The organism is Streptomyces sp. RKND-216 (genome assembly GCF_004795255.1).
Classification (GTDB): domain Bacteria; phylum Actinomycetota; class Actinomycetes; order Streptomycetales; family Streptomycetaceae; genus Streptomyces; species Streptomyces hazeniae.
In genome coordinates this window covers 3,401,514-3,418,549 of sequence record NZ_SSBQ01000002.1, presented here as the reverse complement: position 1 = coordinate 3,418,549, position 17,036 = coordinate 3,401,514, and the positions used below count along the sequence as shown (strand labels likewise).

The 17,036-nt window shown below is 73.6% G+C and carries 14 protein-coding genes and 1 pseudogene; 7 read left to right on the top strand and 8 right to left on the bottom strand.

Translation table 11 applies throughout. From position 1 onward, the window contains the following. Positions 1-41 precede the first annotated feature (41 nt). Positions 42-2,615 (bottom strand): PQQ-binding-like beta-propeller repeat protein, encoded by a 2,574-nt coding sequence (locus E4198_RS15355; protein WP_136183645.1) that lies wholly within the window; start codon positions 2,613-2,615, stop codon positions 42-44. A gap of 170 nt (positions 2,616-2,785) precedes the next feature. Next, positions 2,786-3,577 carry a VOC family protein gene (locus E4198_RS15350; protein ID WP_136183644.1) on the bottom strand — a complete coding sequence of 264 codons (792 nt, stop codon included), beginning with the start codon at positions 3,575-3,577 and terminating at the stop codon, positions 2,786-2,788. A gap of 198 nt (positions 3,578-3,775) precedes the next feature. On the opposite strand from E4198_RS15350, the gene E4198_RS15345 reads away from it, so the two are divergent. Then, entirely contained in the window at positions 3,776-4,423 is a 648-nt protein-coding gene (locus E4198_RS15345; protein ID WP_136183643.1) for a TetR family transcriptional regulator, read from the top strand. A gap of 280 nt (positions 4,424-4,703) precedes the next feature. On the opposite strand, the gene E4198_RS15340 is transcribed toward E4198_RS15345, so the two are convergent. Beyond that, positions 4,704-5,909, bottom strand: coding sequence for a S8 family peptidase (locus tag E4198_RS15340; RefSeq protein ID WP_247597698.1), 1,206 nt, complete (start codon positions 5,907-5,909; stop codon positions 4,704-4,706). 348 nt (positions 5,910-6,257) lie between these two features. On the opposite strand from E4198_RS15340, the gene E4198_RS15335 reads away from it, so the two are divergent. Then, on the top strand, positions 6,258-7,412 hold the full coding sequence (locus E4198_RS15335; protein ID WP_136183641.1) for an NAD(P)/FAD-dependent oxidoreductase: 1,155 nt from the start codon (positions 6,258-6,260) through the stop codon (positions 7,410-7,412). 143 nt (positions 7,413-7,555) lie between these two features. Here the strand turns inward: E4198_RS15335 and E4198_RS15330 are convergent, their stop codons facing one another. Then, the gene (locus E4198_RS15330) at positions 7,556-8,830 is read right to left on the bottom strand and encodes an amino acid permease (protein WP_136183640.1); all 1,275 of its coding nucleotides are present in this window, start codon (positions 8,828-8,830) and stop codon (positions 7,556-7,558) included. Between the two features lie 307 nt (positions 8,831-9,137). Here E4198_RS15330 and E4198_RS15325 point away from each other — a divergent pair, with 307 nt between their 5' ends. After that, positions 9,138-9,887: a MerR family transcriptional regulator gene (locus E4198_RS15325; RefSeq protein ID WP_136183639.1), complete on the top strand. Its 750-nt coding sequence runs from the start codon at positions 9,138-9,140 to the stop codon at positions 9,885-9,887. Positions 9,888-9,909: 22 nt separating this feature from the next. On the opposite strand, the gene E4198_RS15320 is transcribed toward E4198_RS15325, so the two are convergent. Beyond that, complete coding sequence (locus E4198_RS15320; RefSeq protein WP_136185409.1) at positions 9,910-10,686, bottom strand: NAD(P)H-dependent oxidoreductase; 777 nt, start codon at positions 10,684-10,686, stop codon at positions 9,910-9,912. 110 nt (positions 10,687-10,796) lie between these two features. Between E4198_RS15320 and E4198_RS15315 the strand changes: the two genes are divergently transcribed. Both E4198_RS15315 and E4198_RS15310 read left to right on the top strand, forming a co-directional pair. Continuing rightward, on the top strand, positions 10,797-11,831 hold the full coding sequence (locus E4198_RS15315; RefSeq protein WP_136183638.1) for a helix-turn-helix domain-containing protein: 1,035 nt from the start codon (positions 10,797-10,799) through the stop codon (positions 11,829-11,831). 173 nt (positions 11,832-12,004) lie between these two features. Then, positions 12,005-12,539, top strand: a pseudogene (locus E4198_RS15310) (helix-turn-helix domain-containing protein); the annotation flags it as partial. Here the strand turns inward: E4198_RS15310 and E4198_RS15305 are convergent. Continuing rightward, complete coding sequence (locus E4198_RS15305; RefSeq protein WP_210732831.1) at positions 12,492-13,085, bottom strand: ATP-binding protein; 594 nt, start codon at positions 13,083-13,085, stop codon at positions 12,492-12,494. The pseudogene E4198_RS15310 and the gene E4198_RS15305 sit on opposite strands and share 48 nt — an antisense overlap. 283 nt (positions 13,086-13,368) lie before the next feature. Then, positions 13,369-13,752 carry an STAS domain-containing protein gene (locus E4198_RS15300; protein ID WP_210732830.1) on the bottom strand — a complete coding sequence of 128 codons (384 nt, stop codon included), beginning with the start codon at positions 13,750-13,752 and terminating at the stop codon, positions 13,369-13,371. 373 nt (positions 13,753-14,125) lie between these two features. Between E4198_RS15300 and E4198_RS15295 the strand changes: the two genes are divergently transcribed. Together E4198_RS15295 and E4198_RS15290 are read left to right on the top strand one after the other, a co-directional pair. Next, the gene (locus E4198_RS15295) at positions 14,126-14,704 is read left to right on the top strand and encodes a sigma-70 family RNA polymerase sigma factor (protein ID WP_136183637.1); all 579 of its coding nucleotides are present in this window, start codon (positions 14,126-14,128) and stop codon (positions 14,702-14,704) included. Next, entirely contained in the window at positions 14,701-16,062 is a 1,362-nt protein-coding gene (locus tag E4198_RS15290) for a zf-HC2 domain-containing protein (protein WP_136183636.1), read from the top strand. Before E4198_RS15295 ends, E4198_RS15290 begins: the two co-directional genes overlap by 4 nt. Positions 16,063-16,107: 45 nt before the next feature. On the opposite strand, the gene purU is transcribed toward E4198_RS15290, so the two are convergent. Further along, positions 16,108-16,971: a formyltetrahydrofolate deformylase gene (purU, locus tag E4198_RS15285; protein WP_136183635.1), complete on the bottom strand. Its 864-nt coding sequence runs from the start codon at positions 16,969-16,971 to the stop codon at positions 16,108-16,110. Positions 16,972-17,036 lie beyond the last annotated feature (65 nt).

Genomic DNA, 17,036 nt, shown 5'->3' with positions numbered 1-17,036 from the left:
GTCGTCCGGCCGGTTCGGGTCGTGGCGAAGAGCCGGGCCGGTCAGGCCGGTGGCCGGGACTGCCCGGTGCCCTTCGCCGCGTCGAGCGCGTACACACAGCGGTCCTTGCTGCACGCGTACACCACGCCGCCGACGACCACCGGCGAGCCGGTGATCTCCCCCTGGGTGGCGAGCTTCCACCGCAGTTGACCGCCGACCGCGTCCAGCGTGTAGATGCAGCAGTCCGCCGAGCCGAAGTGCACGCGTCCGGCCGACACGACCGGCGCTCCGACGACGTCGCCCCCGGCGGCGAACCGCCAGCGGGGGGTGCCGCTGACCGCGTCGAGCGTGTAGAGCGCACCGCCGCTGCCGAGGTGGACCAGACCGTCGGCCACCACCACCGGTTCCGTGGAGTGCCGGGCCTCGGTGGCGATGCGCCAGCGGTCGTGCCCGTTCGCGGCGTCGATCGCGTACACCGTGCCGAGGTAGTCGGCGAGGTAGACGCCCCCGCCGGTGACGGCGGGTCCGGCCACGAACGCGGGCGGGCACAGGAACGCCGCCGGCGCGTCGAACCGCCACCGCTCCCGGCCGGAGGCGGCGTCGAGCGCGAAGACGCGGGAACCGGCGCAGACGTAGACCGTGCCGTCCTCGGCCGGGGTGAGCCGCACCGGCACGCCCCCGGTCGCCGAGGCGTCGCCGACCGGGTACGACCAGCGTTCCCCGCCGCTGCGCGCGTCCAGTGCGTAGAGCCGGCCGTCGCCCCAGGTGAAGACGGTGCCCCCGTGCACGAGGGGACCGGCCTCGCGGGTCTCGAAATCGGCCTGGGCGCCGGTGAGGTCCCAGAGCTTCTCGCCGGTGGCGGCCTCCCATGCCTGCACGCCGCCGCCACGTGTGCCGGTCACCACCGTGCCGCGGTCGACGGAGAGGGAGTACACCCAGCCGTCGGTCGCCAGCCGCCACCGCTCGGAGCCGTCCCGGGCATCGAGCGCGTAGAGGCTGGGGCCGTCCGAGGCGTGCACGCGGCCGGCGGAGACCGTCATGGACCAGGCGACCTCGCGGGTCTTGAACTGGCGGCGCCCGGTGGCGACGTCCAGGGCGTGCACCTCGAAGGAGGTGACGTACAGCAGGTCGTCGGCGACCGCGGGAGTGCCCCACAGGTCGTTGGACATGCGGAAGCGCCAGGGACGCCAGCCCTGCTGGCCGGGTGCGGCACCGTCCGGCGACCCCTGCGGAACGGGCGGCGCCTGCGGCGGCGGGGGCGGGGCCCCGGTTCCGGCCGCGGCCGAGGCCGTCCCGCCGGGCGGGCGCACCCAGCCGGTGCCGGGCATACCGGAGTCCGCGACCTGCGGCTGGTCGTCGCGCCGGGGACCGGGGCCGATGGGGACCTGGGCCCCGGGCAGTCGTACGGGTGAGCCGTCGCCGGGTGGCGAGGAGACGACGGGGGGCGAGGCGACGGACGCCGCGTACGCGGCGTCGGGGCCGGCCGCGGAGGGCCCGCCGGGGCCCGCGGGCACCGCCCCGGTGCCGTAGGCACCGGGGTGCGGCCGGTGTCCGCCATCGGCCTGCTGGTAGGCGTCGGGCGCCGCGTGCGAGGGCATGGGCGGCACGGCGGCCAGGTCGGGTCCGCCGGCCGGTGCGGCACCGGGGCCGTGCGCCCCGTTCGGACCGTGCCCGCCCGCTCCGTGCCCGCCGGGCCTGCCGGGTCCGCCGCCGAGGGCCTGCGCGGCGACCCGGGCGGCCCGGGCGCCCCGCTTGCGTTCGATGAGGGCGACGGCCCCGGCGGGCAGCCAGGCCGAGGCGGTACCGCTGTCGTCACTGCCCGAGGAGAAGAGGTGCGGCGCGAGCTGGGCCTGGAGGTCGGCCGGGCTGGGCCGCTCCTCGGCTGCCATCCGCATGCAGGAGTCGATCAGCGGACGCAGTTCGTCCGGCATGCCGTCCAGGTCGGGGCCCTCACGCAGCAGCATGAAGACGGTCTCCACCGGGTTCGCGCCGTGGAAGGGGGCGTGGCCGGTGGCGGCGAAGACCAGGGTGGAGGCGAGGGAAAAAATGTCGCTGGCGCCGGTGACGCTGCGGGAGTCGCGGGCCTGTTCGGGTGACATGTACGCCGGGGTGCCGACGGCGACGTTGGTCATCGTCAGCCGCGTGTTGGACACCCCGGAGGCGATACCGAAGTCGATCACCCGGGGGCCGTCCTCGACCACCAGCACGTTGGAGGGCTTCAGGTCGCGGTGGACCAGCCCGGCGCCGTGGATGGACTGCAGCGCCTCGGCGATGCCCGCGGCCAGCCAGCGCACGGCCTGAGCGGGCAGCGGGCCGCACTCGTTGACGATCTCCTCGAGCGAGGGCGCGGGCACGAAGGCCGTGGCCAGCCACGGCACGGCGGCGCGCGGGTCGGCGTCGACGACCGCCGCGGTGTAGAAGCCGCTGACGGCACGGGCCGCCTCCACCTCACGGGTGAAACGCACCCGGAAGAGCTGGTCCTCGGCGAGCTCCGTGCGCACCGTCTTGATCGCCACCCGGCGGCCGGAGGCGGAGCGGGCGAGATACACCAGCCCCATCCCCCCGGAGCCGAGACGGCCGAGCACCTCGAACGGCCCGATCCGTCGCGGATCGTGCTGCGTCAGCTGCTCCACCACGTGCCTGCCACCTCCCCGTTGGGGCGTTTCGCTTCGTCACCGCCCCCGTGCAGCATCTCACCGCCCCACAGGACGAAAGTGTCCGTCGGTGCCGATTGTTCCTGGCGCGGCCTGCGGTTGCGAACCCGGGGGCGGCCCGGCCGTGTCGTTACTCCCCGGTCAGCTCTCTCTCAATGCCCCCCTTCCGGGGCGATCACGGCGAAATAGGCACCCTGGTCGTCCACGAGCACCGCGTACCGGCCGAAGGGGGTGGTGGCCGGCTCCCGCACCGTGCGCCCGCCGAGGCGGTTGGTCGTCCGGACGGCCTCGTCGCAGTCACCCACCGCGAAGTAGAGGAGGAAGTGCGCCGGCAGGTGCTCCGGGGCATCGGCGGCGATCAGGGCACGGCCCCCCACCGCGTGCTCCGGGTCGGCCGGCTCGCCGCGCGGCGCCCACATGACGAAGTCCTCCCCCAGCGTCTCGCTGAGGTCGCCGGTCTCGAAGCCGAAGACGGCTGCGTAGAAGGCGTCGACGGCCTCCTTGTCGGCGGCTCTGGCGTACACCTCCGCCCAGGCGTATGCACCCGGCTCCCCGGGGGCCTCGAAGCCGGTCATCGTGCCCGGCTGCCAGAGCTGGAAGACGGCGCCGCCCGGGTCTGCCGCAACTGCCGTGTACCCCGCACCGCCCAGCGGGAACGGCTCCATGATGACCTGCCCGCCCGCCTCCCGGACCCTCCCGGCGGCGGCCGCGATGTCCGGGGTGTTCAGATGCACGTTCCAGTCGGTGGGCATCCGGCCGTCGGGCTTGGCGACCAGACCGGCGACGGCCTTCCCACCCAGCGTCGCCGTGGTGTACGCCTCCCGCTCGCGGTCCGGCTCCCCGAAGGACCAGCCCAGCAGCTCACCGTAGAACCTTCTGCCCGCCGCGACGTCGGGCAGCATGGCGACCGCCCAGCAGGGCGCGCCCTCCGCGAATCCGGCCATCGTCGCTCCACCTCCCAGCAGGCCCGCACCACCGTGCGTGCGCGGCCGTGCACCTCGTGTGTACGACAGAAACGCTAGCGGGCGGCACCGACACTCGCAGTTCGTGCGGCCCCACCGCGCCCCGGCACTGAAAACGGGCCCCAGACCCGTTTGCACCGCCCGAATCGCGCGCTCTTCACCCGTCGGTAAGCTGACGGCATGACAGGACAGGTACGAACCGTCGACGGCAGGGTCGCCGGCCGGAGGGGCCAGGCGACGCGGCAGAAGCTGCTCGACCGCCTCGGCGAGATGCTGAACTCGTCGCCGTACCGCGACGTCAAGGTGATCGACGTCGCGCGGAAGGCGGGCACCTCCCCCGCGACCTTCTACCAGTACTTCCCGGACGTCGAAGGCGCCGTTCTGGAGCTCGCGGACGCGGTGGCCAAGGAGGGAGCGAACCTCGGCGAGATCGTCGAGGGCCGTTCCTGGGCCGGGAAGTCCGGGCGTGGAACGGCGGAGGAGCTGGTCGACGGCTTCCTCGCCTTCTGGCGCCGCAACGACGCGCTGCTGCGTGTCGTCGATCTCGGCGCAGCCGAGGGGGACAAACGTTTCTCCCGCATCCGCACACGGCTTCTCAACGGCGTCACCGCCTCCCTGACGGACGCCATCAAGGATCTCCAGGCGCGCGGCCGGGTCGACGAGGAAGTGGTGCCGGCAGCCATGGCCGGCGCACTGGTCACCCTCCTCGCCTCGGTGGCGGGTCACCAGAAGGTGTTCCAGACCTGGAGTGTGAGGCAGGCCGACGTCCGGCCCACACTCGTGGAGCTGGTGCACCTCGGTGTGACCGGACGCAAGCCCGCCAGGTAGCCGCCGCCGGCACCGTCGGCCCCACGGCCGCGCCCGGCCCGGGGCGGCGGGCGCGGGCGGCCGGGCGCCGGACGCGTGCGGCGGTTCCTGTCCCCGCCGCATCCTCACGCGGCACCCGCGACGACGCCTCCCCGCGGACCGTCGTCACGCGCGGCCCGGCCCCACCCCGGCCGCGGCGCAACAGCACGGATACGGCCCGGGTCCCCTCGTTCTCCGAGGGGACCCGGGCCGTGTGCGTGTCTTCGGCGGGGCGGGCGCGCCCGCCCCACCGCTCCGGTCGTCAGAACCGGGTGTACAGCAGACGGTTCGGCGAGCCGCTGCCCGCGTCCGTGACGCGGCCCTCCGTCGAACCGTCCAGCAGCGCCTCGGTGACCTCGGCGGGCGTGGCCGACGGGTGCTCGGCGAGGTAGAGCGCGGCGGCGCCGGTCACGTGCGGCGCGGCCATCGAGGTGCCGCTCCACACCGCCGTACCGTCCGGGTCGTCGTAGTCGGCGGACTCGATGAGGTGGCCGGGGGCGAAGAGGTCCACGCAGTCGCCGTAGTTCGAGTTCCCCCACCGCGCGTCGGCGGCGGTCGTCGCCGCCACCGTGATCACGTCCGGCTCCCGCGCCGGGGACTGCAGGCAGGCCTCGCGGTCGTCGTTGCCGGCCGAGACCGCGACGGTCACACCCGCCTCGACCATGCCGCGGACCGCGTCGTCCTTGGTGTCGCTGGCGCTGCCACCGATGCTCACGTTGGCGACCGCGGGGAGCTGCGCGTTGGCGGCGACCCAGTCGTAGCCGGCCAGCACGTCGGCGGTGGTGCCGCGGTTCTCGCAGTTCAGCACCCGCACCGCGACGATCTTCACTTCCTTGGCCACTCCGTACACCGCGCCGCCGACGGTGCCCGCGACGTGCGTCCCGTGGCCGTGGCAGTCCTGCGCGACGGCGTCGTCCTCGACGAAGTCCCAGCCGTTCGAGGCCCGTCCGGTGAAGGCCGGGTAGCTCACGCTGACGCCCGAGTCGACGACGTACGCCCGCACGTTCCCCCCACCGGTGATGTGGGCGTACTGGTCGTTCAGCGGCAGGTCCCGCTGGTCGACACGGTCCAGACCCCAGGTCGCGTTGATCTGCGTCATGTCGTCGCCGCGCTCGACACCGTTCTGCTCGACGTAGGCGACGGACGGGAGAGCCGCGAGACGACGCGCCTCCGTCTCGTCCGCCCGCACCGAGAAGCCCTTGAACGCGGTGCTGTAGGTGCGCTCGACCGTCGCGCCCAGCGCCTCGGTCTCTTCCAGCAGGCTCTCCGCGAGGCCGCGCACCGACTCGGTGGACCTCAGCAGCGAGGCGTCCGGAGCAGCCTTGCCGGACTCCTTCATCACCACGATGTACTCGCCCTCGATGGCGCCGGGGGCGTCGGCCCCGCGCACCTGGCCGAGCCCGTCGCCGGGCGGCCCGTCCGTCGGCTCCAGTGCGCCCGCGAGGGCGCCCGTGCCGCCGAGCAGCATCAGCGCGGCTGCTCCGACGAGGACTATCCGAGACTTCCTGTTGGTTCTCTTCTTGTGCTGCAACGGAGCGAGCCCTTTCGGTCGGGCGTGCGGTGACTGCTCCGTTCTAGCCGTACACATGTGGGACTAACGGTACATGTCCGCTATGGAACGCGGACAGCGCCCCGAAGTTACGCGATCGTTACCATTGTCCGAGCTTCACGCCCTCCCCACGTCGACCCCGAACCCTCCCCTCCTGTGACGGCGCTGATCACCCGTCACATGTCCCTGACCAGCGACTTTCGCCAGGCGTCGTGGAGGACGGGAGGCCGTCCGGGGTGGCCTCGGCGGCACACTACGCTCATCGACATGCACATGTCCGGACAAGCCCACCCCGTCCACGTCGTCGGCGCAGGGCCCGGCGGCCTGGCGACCGCCGCGGCGCTCCAGCGGCGCGGCATACGCACCGTCGTGCTGGAGAAGTCCCCCTCGGTGGGCGCCTCCTGGCGCTCCCACTACGACCGGCTGCGCCTGCACACCACGCGCCGCTGGTCCGCGCTGCCCGGACTGCCCATCCCCCGCTCGTACGGCCGCTGGGTCGCCCGCGACGACCTTGTGCGGTACCTCGAGTCGTACGCCGACCACCACCGGATCGAGCTCGCGGCCGGCGTCGAGGTCGACCGCATCGACCACGACGGCGGCGGTGACGGCGCCACCTGGACGCTGCACGCCAACGGCGGGCGCAAGCTCTCCGCCGCCGCCGTCGTCGTGGCCACCGGCTACAACCACACGGCCCGGCTCCCCGAGTGGCCCGGCCGCCAGTCCTTCACCGGCGAACTCCTGCACGCCTCCCGCTACCGCAACGCCACGCCGTACGCGGGGCAGGACGTGCTGGTCGTGGGCGTCGGCAACACCGGCGCCGAGATAGCCGTCGACCTCGTCGAGGGCGGCGCGGCCCGGGTACGCCTCGCCGTGCGCACCCCGCCGCACATCGTGCGGCGTTCCACACTGGGCTGGCCCGCCCAGGCGAACGGTGTCCTCTGCCGCCGTCTCCCGACCGGCATGGTCGACGCGATGGCCGCCCGCATGGCGCGCCTCGCCATCCCCGACCTCGAGCCGTACGGTCTGCCCCGCCCCGAGGCCGGCCTCTACACCCGCGCCCGGGAGGGCGCGATCCCCGTCCAGGACGTCGGTCTCATCAAGGCGATACGCAAACGGCGCGTCGAAGTCGTCGCCGCCGTGGAGTCGTTCGACGCCGGCAAGGTCACCCTGGCCGACGGCGCCTCGCTCACGCCCGACGTCGTCATCGCCGCCACCGGCTACACCCGCGGCCTCACCCCGCTGGTCGGCCACCTCGGCGTACTCGACGCCACCGGCCGCCCCCTCGCTCACGGCGCCCGCACCCACCCCGACGCCCCCGGCCTCTTCTTCACCGGCTACACCAACCCGCTCAGCGGCATGCTCCGCGAACTCTCCCGCGACGCCGACCGCATCGCCCGCACCATCGCCCGCCGAGCGACCTGACCGGCGGCCGGGCCGGACCCCGGCCGCCCGCCCCTCCCTCAGGCCCTGCGGCGGCCGCCACCTCCGTGCCCCGGAAGCACGGGTCGAGGACCAGTGCCTCAGTGCCTCACGTCGCGGTCAGCGGATTCGCGAGGAGGGAGACGTCAGTGGCGGGAGTTCTTGGTCCCGGCTGTTCGCAGGCCGTAGATGACGGCCCCGAGGATGAGGACTGCGGCGCCGGAGATGACGGCGCTGAGGGGCAGGGCGAAAGCAAGGGTTGCGCAGCCGGTGAGGCCGATGAGGGGAATGAGGCGGCGGGGGCTGCCTTCCTCGGGGGTGAGGGTCCAGGCGGAGGCGTTGGCCACGGCGTAGTAGGCCAGGACTCCGAAGGAGGAGAAGCCGATGGCGCCGCGTACGTCGGTCGTCGCGACGAGCAGGGCGACGAGGGCACCGACGGCGATTTCGGCGTGGTGGGGAATGCCGAAGCGGGGGTGGACGGCGGACAACGTGTGGGGCAGGTGCCCGTCACGGGACATGGCCAGAGTGGTCCGGGACACGCCGAGGATCAGCGCGAGCAGGGAGCCGAGCGCGGCGACAGCGGCACCTGCACGGACGACGGGCACGAGCCAGTCGGCGCCGGCCGCCTGGGCGGCGTCGGACAGCGGGGCGGTGGCGCCTGCCAGTCCGGCCGGGCCGAGCACCGCGAGGGTGGCGGTGGCGACGAGGGCATAGACGGCGAGGGTGATGCCGAGCGCGAGCGGGATGGCGCGCGGGATGGTGCGGGCAGGGTCGCGGACTTCTTCGCCGAGAGTGGCGATACGCGCGTATCCGGCGAAGGCGAAGAACAGCAGTCCCGCGGCCTGGAGCACCCCGCCGACGCCGGCGTGGGCGCCGATGTCCAGCCGTGTGGTGTCCGCGGGGCTGGAGGTCAGGGCGGTGACGACTGCGGTGACGAGCACGGCCAGGACGAGCGAGACGATGATGCGGGCAAGGAGGGCGGACTTCTGCACGCCGACGTAGTTCACCGCGGTCAGTGCCACCACGGCGACCACGCCCACCGCATGGGCATGGTCGGGCCAGAGGTAGGCGCCGATGGTGAGGGCCATCGCCGCGCAGGAGGCGGTCTTGCCGACGACGAACGCCCAGCCGGCCAGATAGCCCCAGAATTCACCCAGGCGCATCCGGCCGTAGACGTAGGTACCACCGGACTGCGGGTAGAGGGCGGCCAGCCGTGCGGAGGAGAGCGCATTGCAGTACGCCACGATGGCGGCGAGAGCCAAGGCGAGCAGGAGGCCGGAGCCGGCGGCGTCGGCCGCCGGGCCGAGGGCCGCGAAGATCCCGGCCCCGATCATGGAGCCCAAGCCGATCACCACGGCGTCGAGAACTCCCAGGCGGCGCTTCAGCCCGCCCGCGCCCGCAGCGGCCCCCACCGTGTTCATCGCTCGCTCCCTCTCCTACAGCTCTTCGACCCGGCGCACGGTAGCCGAGGAAGATGACGGGCCAGGTGCCCCGGCATGCCGACGTTGGCCCCTGGGCGACTGGGGGCGGCCAGGTCGGGCCCGGCTTGTGTCAGCCCACTTGCCGTTCGGCGGCCGCCGTCACCACGCGATGTTCCAGGGCGGCTCGGCGCGCCTTCGTGGCTTGCGCTTGACGTTGCGGAAAGCCATAGCGTCGGTGACGTCGGACGGAACGGCGCAAGCCGGAACGAACCGGCGTGTACACACCTGGACGGACGGAGGCAGGGGCATGGAGTGGCCCATTCAGGAGGTGGCGCGGTCGGCGGGGATCACCAGCCGGGCACTGCGCCACTACGACGACATCGGCCTGCTCAAGCCCACCCGCGTCGGGCACGGCGGTCAGCGCCACTACGACGGCGAGGCGCTCGTACGGCTTCAGCGCATCCTGCTCCTGCGAGAGCTTGGGCTGAGCCTGACGGCGATTGCCGACGTGCTGGCGGGGCAGCGCGACACCGAGGGCGCGCTGCGCACGCACCTGCGCCTGCTGGAGCAGGAACGGGAACGGCTGGACCGCCAGATCCGGTCCGTCCGCACGACGCTCACCAAGACACAGGGAGGCGAATCACTCATGCCGGACGAGGTTCTGGACGGGTTCGACCACACGCAGTACAAGGACGAGGTCACCGAGCGCTGGGGCAAGGAGGCGTACGAGCAGGGCGACCGCTGGTGGCGCGGGCTCTCGGACGAGGAGAAGCGCGACTTCAAGCAGCGGCAGTTCGACATCGCTCGCGACTACGCCCGTGCGCACGCCGAGGGCCTCGCGCCCGACGGGGAGGAGGCCCAGGCCATCACCCGGCGCCACTACGACTGGGTGGCGGGGGGCTGGCAGGGACGGTGGCCGACGGCCGAGCAGTTCACCGGTCTCGGCCGGATGTACGTCGCCGACCCGCGCTTCACCGCGAACTACGACGTGCACGGAGAGGGCACTGCGCAGTTCATCTGCGAGGCGATGGAGGTCTTCGCCGAGCGGAACCTGTAATCCCCGGCCCGGCCGCCCCCGCTCACGCGCGCGGCGGCACGACATGCGCTCCGAGCCCGACGCGGCCCGGGGCGCGGTCGGCGTGCAGGACCAGGTCGGCGTCGTAGTCCGTGCCCGCCTCGTGCCGGTAGGCGAGGGGCTGCTCGCCGGGCAGGCCGCGGAGGCGGTCCGCCAGTGCCGCGGCGTGGGCGTCCGCCTCTGCGGGCGTCGCACGGTCCGCGCTGTGCACGACGTACGGGCGCAGCGGGGCCATGCCGGTGTACCAGAGGGTGCCGTGCAGCACCGGCCACAGCACCTCGTCGAGCGCGCCGTGGATGCCGCGCGGACCGAAGCTCGATGCGCGGGCGCCCACGGAGGTGACGACCAGTGCCCGCCGGCCCGCCAGGCCGCCGTCACCGTAGCGGCGGGTACGGCCTTCCGCGTCCCGGACGCCGAACGCGAAGCCCTGCACCAGCACCCGGTCGAACCAGCCCTTCAGGATCGCCGGCGGCCCGAACCACCACAGCGGGAACTGGAGGACCAGCGTGTCCGCCCAGGCGAGCTTGTCCTGTTCCGCCCGGATGTCGTCGGCGAGCTTGCCGGTGCGGTACGCGCGCTCCTGCTCGGCGCCGACGAACAACCGCTCGCACGACGCGCGGTGAAAATCGGCCGCCTCGACGACCGGCTTGAAGTCCATCGCGTACAGGTCGGATTCCCGTACCGCGTGGCCGTCGGCCGCCAGGGCGCGGAGTCCTTCGGCGCGCAGGGCGCCGTTCAGCGAGCGCTGCTCGGGATGGGCGTAGATCCACAGCACGTTCATGGGGGTCACGGCTGCGGGGGTCGTGTGCGTCGGGGTCATGCGTACGAGCCTGCTCGGGTCCCGGCGACAGTACGAGTGGCTGGAATGCCATGGTGTGAAAGAATACGGCCATGACGGTCTTCACCCACGACGGCAGGCACCGCGTCGCGGTGTTGGTGCGGCACGGGGTGCTGCCGTTGGAGCTGGGCCTGGTGCACCAGCTGTTCGGCGCCGCACGCGACCCGCGCTCCGGTGACCGCCTGTACGAGGTGCTGACCTGCGCCGTCGCACCCGGACTGGTGCGCACGGACGCCGACTTCCCGGTGCTGGTGGAGCACGGAACGCAGATCCTGACCGAGGCGGACACCGTCGTCGTCCCCGCCTCGCACGAGGAGGACGGCGTCTCGGGGGTGCTGAGCGAGCCGCTGCGTGCGGCGCTGTCGCGGATCGGGCCGGGCACTCGGCTGGCGTCGGTGTGCACCGGCGCCTTCGTCCTGGCCGCCGCAGGGCGGCTCGACGGCCGGCCCGCGGCGACGCACTGGAAGTCGGTGGACCGCTTCCGGGAGCTGCACCCGCGGGTGCGGCTCGATCCCGACGTGCTCTACACCGACGACGGCGACGTGCTCACCTCCGCCGGGGAGGCGGCGGGCATCGACCTGTGCCTGCACATCATCCGCCGCGACCACGGTGCGGCGGTGGCCGCCGATGTCGCGCGGACCACGGTGGTGCCGCCGCACCGGGAGGGCGGGCAGGCGCAGTACGTGCCCCGTCCCGTGGCCGACCCCGGACGGCGCGCCGCCACCGGCGCGGCCCGGGCCTGGGCGCTGGCCCGCCTGGACCGGCCGCTCGCGCTGCGCGAGCTGGCGGAGCAGGAAGGGATGAGCGTCCGGACGTTCAGCCGCCGCTTCCGTGAGGAGGTCGGCGTGACTCCGGGGCGGTGGCTCACGCAGCGCCGCGTGGAGCGCGCACGGCAACTCCTGGAGGAGACGGACCTGCCCGTCGACCGGGTCGCCGCCGACGCGGGTTTCGGCACGGGCGCGAACCTGCGGCAGCACTTCCAGGCCGCGGTCGGCGTGCCTCCGAGCGCGTACCGCGTCACCTTCCGCGGCACGGCAGGCACGGGGCCGGCGGCCTCGGGCACGGCCACGGTGTCCGAGGCCGGGTGACCGGCACCGTCCGGCCCGAGGGTCCGCCTCGCGCGGGACGGACGCGCCCGGGACGGACCCGCGCAGCGCGTAGTAGACGGCGAGCAGGGAGGCGGCGGCTGGGACGGCCATCTCATGATCGTGCGCCGCCGGCACGAAGTGGGTGCCGAACAGGCCGTTCGTCGAGGGGTCGCCCGGAGGTGCTGGTCGACCCGGACGTGCTCTACGTGGCGGAGGGTCGGGTGCTCACCTCGGCAGGCGTCGCCTCGGGTATCGACCTCTGCCTGCGCATGGTGCGCGAGGACTTCGGCTCGGAGGTCGCGAACTCGGCGCACCATCGTCCCGCCGTACCGGGACGGCCGGGTAGGCGCAGTACATCGAACGGCCGCTGCCGGAGCCGGAGCGGCGCGCGACGACCGCGACGGCAAGGGCGTTCGCCCTGCAACATCTGCACCGGCCGCTGTCCCTGCGCGAGTTGGCGGCGACGGAGGCGACGAGCGTGCGGACCTTCACCCGGCGGTTCCGAAAGGAGGCCGGCGTGAGCCCGCAGCAGTGGCTGACCGCGCAACGGGCGCGGCGGTTGCTGGAGAGCAGGGCCTGCCGGTGGACAGGGTGGCGGCCGAGGCCGGCTTCGGCTCGGCGTCCGCACTGCGGATGCATCTCCAGGCGTCACTGGGCGTTTCACCCTGCGCCTACCGGCGCACCTTCCGTGCGGGGGCGCCCGCCTGACGGACCGCGCGGCCGGGGCGGCACGGGCGCGTCCGCCGTCCGACCACAGCCGTACGCTCGCGCGTCGGCATGTTCGGCCGGGGCGGGGCCCGGGACGCGGTCGAACTCGCACCAGACGCGCTTCCCGCCCCCCTCGAGTCGCCAGCCCCAGCGGTCGGCAAGGCCGGAGACGAGCTCCAGCCCCCGGCCGCCGGTGTCCTCGCCCTCGGCGTGACGGGGCAGCGGGGCCGTGCGGCTGCCGTCGCAGACCTCGACCCGCAGCGCGCCCCCGGACCCACTGCCGTGCGGGCCGCCTGCGGCGTCCGGCTCGGGGCCGCCGTCGGTGAGGGACATGCTCAGCTCGGCCGGGCGGCCGGTGTGCACCACGGCATTGGTGACCAGCTCGGAGACCAGCAGCACGACCGTTTCCGCGAGCTGCTCGTCGTCTCCCGCGAGCCCGCAGCCCGCGAGCCCGCAGCCGGCCAGCCGCTCACGGGCCCACCTGCGGGCACGCCCGACCTCGGCCGGATCCGCCCCGATCTCCAATCGGACCTGCATCACACGCACGCTCACACCACCCGAACCGGCGGACGAATCACTCTGTGTTCCGTCCCCGCCACGTTATGTGACGCGGACGCTCGACAGCTTGCTTCCCCGACCGCGGGCGGAACAAGCGCTTCAGGCATATTCCGTCGCAAAGGAGTAGGCACGACGCATACCGCGCCTGTCGTCACCGGATGCGTGGTAGGCCGCGAGAGCGACTGTTGCGCCGCCTGGTCGCTGCGGCACGCCGGACACCCGGAGCACACCGGGCGCGCCGGAAGGGAGCGCGTCGGCGCCGCGCGGGAGATCAGGCGGACAGCGGGCGGTCCGCGGCTGCCGTACGGCCGGTGGCGGCCGCGAGGTCGGGGTAGCAGTCGAAGAGGCGGCGCACACCCAGCGCGGCCAGCACACGGTTGACGTGTGAGCCGTCCTCGGCGCCCTGCGCCGGCAGGATCAGCCGCAGCCGGCCCGCGCAGGAGCGCATCAGCCGACGCGAGGCGATGAGCACACCCACGCCGCTGGAGTCGCAGAAGAGGACGTCGGAGAGGTCGAGGACCAGACTGTGCCGCCCGTCGGCCACCGCGTCGTGGACGTGCTGCCGCACGGCGGGTGAGGTCACCAGGTCCATCTCGCCGGAGACGCGCAGGACGGTCCACTCACCTCGCTTCTCCTCCACCACCTTCAACGACACGTGTCCGCTTCCCTTTCGTCGCCGAGCGTTCTCCCCCGCGCCTTCCCACTGGATACTCCTCAGCTTCCGGCTGCCCGGGGGACGGCCGTCAAAACCGTCTGCCTGCTGCGACCCTAAGCCCTGACCCGCTCCGCGCTCTGCCGACTTCCGGTCAGAACCGCAAGACTCACGGGCATATGCGGGCGCTCCAGACCGACTTCGATCACGGAATCCTGCGGATTGTGAGGCTGTCGGCACCTTCCGCAGTCCCGTCCCGGCGCACATTGCCGTAAAGGGGCGTACGTTGTCAGCGCCTCCCACTACATTCGTTCACAGCGAGCGGGGATCTTTCGAGCGGGGGCAGGGGACGGGCGGCGGCACGGGAGCGGAACCGATGGCACAGGACACACCACCGCGCTGGGACCGGAAGATGCAGCAACGGCTGGCGCGGGGCGAGGCGGCGGCCCTCGGCGAGCTGTACGACCGTTTCGCCGCCATGGTGCACGGGCTGGCGCACCGCGTGCTGGACGACGAGCCGGCCGCCGACCGCACCACCCGCGAAGTGTTCCTGAACCTGTGGGAAAACCCCGGCGAGTGGAACCCGCAGGAAGGTTCGCTGCGCTCCTGGATCGCCACCGTCACCCAGCGGCTGGCCGCGGACATGCTCCGCGAGCGGCAGCGGGACGGCACACCCGAACAGATCGAGGAGAAGGTGCGGACCGCCTCCGCGGCCGCCCGTGCCGACTACATCGTGAACTGCATGCCCGCCTCGCTGCGCGCCGCACTCGAATTCGCCTACTTCCAGCGGCGGGACTACCGGCAGACCGCCGAGCGCCTCGGCGTCACGGAGGACGAGGCACGCCGCCGGCTCCGGCTCGGTCTTCAACTGCTCTCGTCGGCGGCCGCGCGGTCTCTCCCGGCCAGGCCCGGCGGGCCACCGGGCGCCGCACCGGACCTCGGGCGGGCCGGATGAACGGCCCCGACGCGCCGAACGGCCAGGATCCGCAGGAGCCGGACGGCTCCTCCGGTCTGCCGCGGGTGCCCCCGCCGCGCACCGCCGCCGAGGACGGCGCCTGGCCCCCGGACCCCGCGGCCCTGCCGCCACCCCGTCCGGAGAATCCGGGACCTGCGGCGCCTCGGAGCGGAGGGCCGGTGCCCCCCGACGCCGCGCCGCCCCGCCTCGCGCCGCTCAACGCGGGCCCGGTGCCGCACGGTTACAGCCACGGCCTGCTCAAGTCGCTTCTCGGCGCGTGGGCGCTCGCCGCCTGCTCGGCGGAGGAGACCGCGGCCGTCGAGGCACACCTGACCGACTGCACGGGCTGCGCGGACGAGGCGCTGCGGCTGCGCGACGCCGTGGGCCTGCTGCACCCCGAGGACGGACTGGACCTCGACCCGATGCTGCGCTCGGAGGTGCTGGAGGGCTGCCTGAGCCGCCGCCCCGCCCGGATACCCGTGCCCGAGTGGGCCACCCCGTACGACGCGGAGACCGCGCGGCTGGACGCGCTGCTGCACGACCTGGCCGAGGTGGAATGGCGCGCCCCGGTGCGGCTGCGCTGGTTCGACGGCCTCCGGCACGCCGAACGCACCACGACCGTCGGCGGCGTGCTCGGACACCTGAGCGTGGTCGACGGCACGGTGGCGGCCACGCTCGGGCTGCCCGACCCGCTGCACCCGGAAGCGTTGCGCGCCGACGCCCGGCCGTCCGCGCGTACCGACCCCACCGCGCGCACGGAGGCCTCCTGGCGCACGGAACCGGCGGCCCGGCGGGCCCGCGGGCAGTGGCGCGACCAGCGCCACGCATTGATCCGCACCGTGTCCTTCGGCGGCGACCGCACCCCCGGACTGCCGGTGCCCTACGGGGACTTCTCGCTGCCGATGCGGGACGCCTTCCTCGACCGCGCCTTCGAGTGCTGGGTACACGCGGGCGACATCGCAGACGCCATCGACTATCCGTACGGACCTCCGGCCGCGCCACACCTGTGGCGGATGCTCGATCTCGCCGCGCGGCTGCTCCCCGTCTCGCTGGCCGCCCGCCGCCGGGCCGGACTCGCCTCCCCCGCCCGCACGCTCGGCGCGGCCGGCGCGCCCGGCCGCTCCCTGCACCTGGAGGTGGAGGGCCCGGGCGGCGGCGACTGGTACGTGCCGCTGGACTCGCCGGGAGCAACCGGCTCGCCCGAGCACGCGGTGGCCCACGTCGCGCTGGACGGGCTGGAGTTCTGCCAGCTCGCGGCGGGCCACGTGGCGCCCGAGGAGGCCGCTGCGGGCCACGACGGCGACCGGGAGGCCGTCCGTGACGTCCTGTTCGCCGCGGCCTCCCTGTCCCGCATGTGACGGCCTCGGGCGACCGGGGCGTTCACCGGGTGGGAGGGGCGTGCGCTACGCGAAGACGACCGTGCGGTGGCCGTTGAGCAGGACCCGGTGCTCGCTGTGCCACTTCACGGCGCGGGCGAGCGCCTGGCACTCGACGTCCCGGCCGACGGCGACCAGTTGGTCCGGGGAGACCTCGTGGCCCACCCGTTCCACCTCCTGCTCGATGATCGGCCCCTCGTCGAGGTCGGCGGTCACGTAGTGCGCGGTCGCGCCGATCAGCTTGACCCCGCGCGCGTGCGCCTGGTGGTACGGCTTCGCGCCCTTGAAGCTCGGCAGGAAGGAGTGGTGGATGTTGATGATCCGGCCCGAAAGCGCCTTGCAGAGGTCGTCGGACAGCACCTGCATGTAGCGGGCCAGCACGACGAGCTCGACGCCCTCCTGCTCGACCAGCCGCAGCAGCTCCGCCTCGGCCTGCTGCTTCGTCTCCGGCGTGACGGGGAGGTGGTGGAAGGGCACGTCGTGCGAGGCCGCCAGCTCGGCGAAGTCGGTGTGGTTGGAGACGACCGCCGCGATCTCGACCGGCAGCGCACCGCTGCGGGCCCGGAACAGCAGGTCGTTGAGGCAGTGGCCGAAACGGCTGACCATCAGCACCACCCGCATCCGCTGCTCGGCCAGGTGCAGTTGCCAGTCCATACGAAAGGAGTCGCCGACGGCGGCGAAGCTGGCCCGTAGCTTCTCCAGCGTCACCGGCGGCTCGGCGGAGAAGTGCACGCGCATGAAGAAGAGCCCGGTGTCGTGGTCCCCGAACTGCTGGCTGTCCTCGATGTTGCAGCCGGTCATGAAGAGATAGCTGGACACCGCGTGCACGATGCCCATCCTGTCCGGACACGACAGCGTCAGGACGAACTGTTCGGGTGCGGGCTCGCTCATGAGCACAGCGTGGCACACCGGCCACGCTCCGGGCGGGGGTGTCCGCCCCTCGGGCGGGCCACGCC